Raw genomic sequence first — 6,031 nt, 5'->3', positions numbered from 1 at the left:
ACACCGCCCGGTGCTCCCCACGATATTTTTTTATGCTGGTATGATATCAGTCAAAGCCCTACCCAAAATCCAATTTGCAATTTTCAGTGATCGATTTGCAATTTTCGGTGACTCTTTATTTGTAATTATCGGTGATCCATTTGCAATTTTCGGTGATCGATTTGCAATTTTCGGTGATCGATTTGCAATTTTCGGTGACCTAAATGGACAGAAAAGAGAGCTCAAAAAAACCACTTTCCCTCGATTTGCAATTTTCAGTGATCCGATTTGCAATTTTCGGTGACTCTTTATATTTTCAGTGAGGGTTTATATTCGGTGAGACTTTATAGTCTCCATTATCCCAATTTGCTGAATGGTTGAGAAAAAGCTTGACGAGAATCCATTCCTTCCTATATATGAACATATACTCATATATAGGAGATATTATGACTGATGAATGCTTATGCAAACTAATATCAGACAAGGATATAGCTGAGATTAAAGCAGCTCTGCCCCATCCGGACACAATAGGAAAACTAGCCGAATTCTTCAAGGTTTTTGGTGATCCCTCCCGTCTTACACTGCTGCATTATCTTTCAAGAGCAGAATTATGCGTAGCCGATCTAGCTGCTTTGGCAAATATGGGACAATCTGCAGTGTCTCATCAGCTGAAGATATTGCGTTTGAGTCGCTTGGTGAAGTACCGTCGTGAAGGCACTGTGTTGTACTATTCGCTGGACGACGATCACATCCAAAGTCTGTTTAAGGTAGCTCTGGACCACGTATTAGAGGAAGCATGATTATAAAAGAGTACAGTGTAAACAACCTTGACTGTGCCGGTTGCAGTGCCAAAATCGAAGGCGAAATATCGAACCTGGCTGAAGTAAAGCAGGCAAATCTGGATTTTATCAACAAACGTTTGGTGATACAATATCATAAAAAAAGCGACAAGGCTTTGGAAAAGCTGAATCGAATCGCATCAAGCATCGAGCCGGGAGTAACCATTACAGACCAAGAAGAACCTGTGAGAGCCGGTAAGTCGCATTATGCCAAAGTGATTTTCATGGGTATAGGACTATGGCTGATAGCCAGTATCTTCTCCTTTTCAGCCATTGTCACCACCATCCTGATGCTATTGGCTTATCTGATGGTAGCCGGCAGAGTACTGCATAGCGCGCTCAAAGAAGTCTTTTCCCGAAAGCTTTTGGCAGAGCATTTCCTGATGAGCGTCGCCAGCCTGGGAGCAGTGTATCTGGGAGAATACACCGAAGCTATTGCCGTAATCGCCTTGTATGAATTAGGACAATATCTGGAAGCCAAAGCCATTTCTCGCAGCAGAACTACAGTTTCCTCGATTATATCACTAAAGCCTGAAATGGCACATCTAGAGTGTGATAGCGGTACAAAGGACATAAAGCTGGGAGAAATAAGCAAGGGAAGCATCCTGCTGGTGTATCCCGGTGAGCGCATCCCCCTGGACGGAGAGGTACTAAAGGGCGAAAGCAGTTTGGATGCTTCCAGTATCAGCGGAGAATCTGCTCCTGTAGCTGTTCAACCTGGAGATCATGTATATGCCGGCTGTATGAATCAAGGGGGATTACTGGAGATTCGGGTAAGCCATGAAGAATCTGAAAGTATGGTATCCCGCATCCTCTCACTCATCGATAATGCTTCTACCCGAAAATCCCGCCAGGAACGCTTTATAACTAGATTTTCCCGAGTATATACTCCGATTGTTGTAGCGTTGGCATTTGTTGTGTTTATACTGCCCACCATTTTAGGTTATCCTGCAGCAATATGGTTCAAACGCTCATTGGTGTTTCTGATCGTAAGCTGCCCCTGTGCCCTGGTGATATCCATTCCTCTCACCTACTACATTGGAATTGGGATCGCTGCCCGAAAGGGTATCATCTTCAAGGGAAGTATATTTCTGGATGGTTTGAGACGGATTCAAAGCCTTGTATTCGATAAAACAGGTACTCTCACCAGCGGCAATCTTAAACTTCAAACCTTGCATCCCGCAGCAGATGTTACGGAAATAGAATTACAACGAGCATTGTATATCTGCGAGCAAAACTCCATGCATCCCTTCGCTCTGGCAGTGAAGAAAGCGCTGGATGAGCCCTATGACAGCTCTTTGCTACACAGCTTTAAGGAACACGCAGGGAAAGGTGTGCGGTTAGTGTACGACTCACACAACTATCTGGCGGGATCGCAAAGCTTTTTGGAAGCGGAAGGCTTCAAAGATTTTGAGGACACAAAGGAATATAGCAGCGTACACGTGGCTGTGGACAACACTTATTTGGGAGCAGCAGGATTCAACGATGAGATCAAAGACAATATGCCAAAGAGCCTTGCATCCCTAAGAAAGCAGGGAGTAAAGTCCATGTACATGTTATCCGGAGACAAACAGGTAAGAGCAGCTCATGTGGCGAAAGAACTGGGTTTGGACGGCTTTAAATCCGAGTTGCTTCCATCAGATAAACTGCAAGCTTTAGAGAGCATTATACATGAGAGTAATCATAGAGTTGCCTACATCGGAGATGGAATGAATGACGCTCCAGTCCTTGCCAGAGCGGATATTGGCATAGCCATGGGCGCCATTGGTGCTGAAGCTTCCATCGACAGCGCTGATATCGTGTTACTAAACGACAAACCCATACAATTGGTTCAGGCTTTCAAACTGTCCCGGGCTACAAACCGAAAGGTTTGGCAAAACATAGTATTAGCTCTAGCCATTAAAATACTGGTGATGGCATTGGGTATTGCAGGTATCAGTGGTTTGTGGGAAGCTATCATAGCGGATGTGGGAGTGACCCTGTTGGTGATCTTTAATAGCCTTGGACTAAGCAGAATCGACAGGATGCTTGACAAGAAATAAGCATCAAAGATTTTGGAAAGATACATTGACTGATATGGAGAGATAATGGCCGTAATCATAAGTCTTCCGGATGGAAGCAAACGAGAGTACCCGTCTGCAATTAGCGCCTTGCAAGTGGTTAATGACATCAGTCCCCGCTTGGCGGATGCCGCATTAGCAGCAGAAATTAACCACAAATTGTGTGATATAGACACCATGATAGAAAGCGATGCCGAACTTTTGATCCATACTTTTAGAACCGAACAAGGTAAAGAGCTGTATTGGCACAGCACCGCTCACTTGATGGCTCAAGCTGTAAAGCAGCTCTGGCCCGAGGTTCAAGTAACCATAGGCCCGGCCATCGAACAAGGCTTTTACTACGATTTTGACCGCGAGGAGTCCTTTAGCGACGAAGAACTATTGAAGATTGAAGATCGCATGAAGGAACTGAGCGCACTAGATCTGCCATACCATCGCAAAGAGCTAAGCAAAGCAGAAGCCATGGAAATCTTCAAAGGTATGAATGAGCATTACAAAGTAGAGATCCTGGAAGACATTCCTGATGACCAGGTGATTAGCACTTACAGTCAGGGAGACTTCATTGATCTCTGCAGAGGACCACATATCCCCTCGACAGGTAAAATCAAAGCAGTAAAGCTGTTGAAGAGTTCTGGAGCATATTGGCGCGGCGATGAAAAGAACAAAATGCTGAAGCGCATTTATGGTATCAGCTTTCCCAGTAACAAAGAACTGAAAGAGTACTTGCATTTTTTGGAAGAAGCTGCCAAACGAGACCACCGAAAGCTGGGTAGGGATCTGGATCTATTCTCCATAAGCGAAGAAGTGGGTGCAGGCTTGGTGCTCTGGCATCCCAATGGAGCAATGATTCGCCATCTCATTGAAGCCTATTGGAAAGATGCTCATCTGAAGAACGGTTACAAATTGGTATATTCTCCCCATGTAGGTCGTAGTAATCTATGGCAGACCAGCGGTCACTTGGGATTTTATAAAGAAAACATGTATTCAAACATGGATGTGGAAGGTCAGGATTATTACATAAAGCCGATGAACTGCCCCTTTCACCTGAGTATATACAATGCCAATCATCACAGCTATCGTGAATTACCTGTACGACTTGCAGAATTGGGTACTGTGTATCGTTATGAAAGAAGCGGTGTATTACATGGCCTGATGCGCGTTCGCGGCTTTACTCAGGACGATGCTCACATTATCTGTACTCCAGATCAAGTAAGCGATGAAGTTGAAAAATTGATAGTATTCTCTCTGAATATGCTCAAGAGTTTTGGTTTTCAAGAGTTTATGATCTTTCTCTCCACCAAGCCGGAAGCCTCTGTGGGAGAGGTTTCGGATTGGGATATGGCAACCGAGAGTTTGAAGGCTTCTCTGAACAAGTTGGGTTTGGAATTTAGTGTTGATGAAGGTGGCGGTGCCTTCTACGGTCCCAAGATAGATATCAAGATCAAAGATGCTATCGGTAGAGCTTGGCAATGTACTACCATCCAGTTTGATTTCAACCTACCGGAACGCTTTGATATGCAATATATAGGCGCAGACAATCAAGCACATAGGCCATACATGATTCACCGGGCGGTATTGGGCTCGGTGGAGCGTTTCTTTGCCACTCTTCTGGAGTATCACGGAGGCAATCTACCTTTGTGGTTGGCTCCGGTGCAGATAATGATCCTACCGATCACTGATGCCCAATTGGAGTATGCCAAGAGTATTCAGGACAAGATGCAGGCCGAAGGTTTTCGTTGCGAAATAGATATTCGAAGTGAGAAGATAGGATACAAAATCCGCGAAGCTGAGCTGAAGAAGATCCCCTATATGTGTATCATCGGGAAGAAAGAAGCCGAAGAGGGAACTCTCACTTTACGGCGGCACACTCAAGGCGATTTGGGAGCAATGGATTATTCCCACGCGCTTGATCAGATCAAGAAAGAATTATGAGCATCGTTGATAACATCAAAGAAGAACTCTTGAAAGAAGCTTCCGCCATCACTACGGTGGCGGAAGAGCTTGATCAGACACAACTGGAACACGCCTTTTCTTTGTTGCGAAACTGTAAGGGCAAAGTGGTGGTAACGGGAATCGGTAAAGCAGGCATCATTGCTCGCAAAATATCCGCTACTTTGGCCAGCACAGGCACAAGCTCCATCTTTCTGCATGCTGCAGAAGGAATTCACGGAGATTTGGGCATGCTATCAACCATGGATGTGGTAATGGCCATATCAAACAGCGGGAACACATCGGAGATGCTGGCGATAATTCCGTTTATTAAGTTCATCGGAATTCCGCTAATCAGCCTCACCGGCAATCCGGATTCTCAATTGGCAAAAGCATCTGATGCCGTGCTCTGCACAAAAGTGGATTCCGATTTAGAACCACTGGGGATGGTTCCCACTTCCAGCACCACCGTGGCCTTAGCGCTGGGGGATGCTCTCGCTATTGCCCTACTGAAAGATAAGAATTTCTCTCTGAACGATTTTGCCCGCTTTCATCCCGGAGGAGCTATCGGCAAGCGTCTGCTGCTGAAAGTAAAAGATTTGATGCATTATGGAGATGCTTTACCCCGGGTACACGAAGATACTCTGATGAGCGAAACCATCCTGGAGATGACCGGTAAGAAGCTGGGATGCACAGTTGTCGAGAATGAACAGGGGTATATGACCGGTATCATTACGGATGGAGATCTACGTAGGCAATTGCAAATCAAAGGCGATGAATTGTTACGCCATTGTGCTGTTGAATGCATGACCAAGAGTCCCAAACATAGCTTTGCCGAAGTGTTGGCAGTAAGTGCTTTGGCAATGATGGAACAACACTCCATTACCATGCTGCCAATAGTGGACGATGAAGGCAAAGCTGTCGGTATCCTTCACATGCACGATCTTATCCGCGCCGGAGTAGTATAAGTCTCTCTATTTAACCCAAACAATGCTCTGGAGCAACATCCTGGATATCTATTTTAAACGAGCGAATAAACATTGACTTCAATTAGCAGGAGTGGAAACTATGTGTTGTCTGAAGTCCACCCCCTTAACTTACTAATCTTTCCCAGTAGCCCATGTGATTGAGAGGCAGTAAAATAGCTTAAAATACTTCTTGACAAAAACACCTCGTATATTATTGTTGCTTTATGCTTTAGGCAAGGAATAACAACGAGGTGTT

5 protein-coding genes are annotated in these 6,031 nt (G+C 45.0%); all 5 read left to right on the top strand.

Annotated features, from left to right (window positions below; all coding sequences use genetic code 11):
- Positions 1–283, top strand: a 283-nt coding sequence (locus PHF32_08400) for a hypothetical protein (protein ID MDD4560737.1), incomplete at its 5' end; no start/stop codon positions are given.
- Between the two features lie 142 nt (positions 284–425).
- The gene (locus PHF32_08395; GenBank protein MDD4560736.1) at positions 426–779 is read left to right on the top strand and encodes a metalloregulator ArsR/SmtB family transcription factor; all 354 of its coding nucleotides are present in this window, start codon (positions 426–428) and stop codon (positions 777–779) included.
- On the top strand, positions 776–2,860 hold the full coding sequence (locus PHF32_08390) for a heavy metal translocating P-type ATPase (GenBank protein ID MDD4560735.1): 2,085 nt from the start codon (positions 776–778) through the stop codon (positions 2,858–2,860). Before PHF32_08395 ends, PHF32_08390 begins: the two co-directional genes overlap by 4 nt.
- A 45-nt stretch (positions 2,861–2,905) precedes the next feature.
- Positions 2,906–4,810 carry a threonine--tRNA ligase gene (gene thrS, locus PHF32_08385; protein MDD4560734.1) on the top strand — a complete coding sequence of 635 codons (1,905 nt, stop codon included), beginning with the start codon at positions 2,906–2,908 and terminating at the stop codon, positions 4,808–4,810.
- Positions 4,807–5,775: a KpsF/GutQ family sugar-phosphate isomerase gene (locus PHF32_08380; protein ID MDD4560733.1), complete on the top strand. Its 969-nt coding sequence runs from the start codon at positions 4,807–4,809 to the stop codon at positions 5,773–5,775. Before thrS ends, PHF32_08380 begins: the two co-directional genes overlap by 4 nt.
- Positions 5,776–6,031 lie beyond the last annotated feature (256 nt).

The sequence above is a fragment of the Candidatus Cloacimonadota bacterium genome (assembly GCA_028706475.1).
Classification (GTDB): domain Bacteria; phylum Cloacimonadota; class Cloacimonadia; order Cloacimonadales; family Cloacimonadaceae; genus UBA5456.
Note: the sequence above shows the minus strand (reverse complement) of the source record. Positions and strands in the feature narration are given on the sequence as shown.